Here is a 285-nt window from a genome sequence, read left to right on the forward strand (position 1 = left end):
GGAAGCCAGCGACTGCACATCCCCCTGCTCCACCGCCTCCCAGAAACGCGCATCCACCGAACCGGCTTCGGCCGCATCCCGGCCGGCAACGGCAACAGCCGGAACCTCAAGCCAGAACCGCTCCCGCTGGAACGCGTACGTCGGCAGCTCCACCCGCCGCGCGCCCGTCCCCTCGAAATACGCACCCCAGTCGGCACCGAAGCCCCTGACCTGCACCTGGGCAACAGCCGAAACAACCGCTTCCACCTCAGGACGGCTCCTGCGCAGCACGGGCACGAACACATA

Annotated in this window: 1 protein-coding gene; it reads right to left on the reverse strand. The window is 68.1% G+C overall.

Translation table 11 applies throughout. The features are described from left to right. Positions 1-285 (reverse strand): hypothetical protein (locus LMU33_RS41060; protein ID WP_228627242.1); only part of this gene is annotated, 285 nt, incomplete at both ends.

The sequence above is a fragment of the Streptomyces barringtoniae genome (assembly GCF_020819595.1).
Classification (GTDB): Bacteria; Actinomycetota; Actinomycetes; order Streptomycetales; family Streptomycetaceae; genus Streptomyces; species Streptomyces barringtoniae.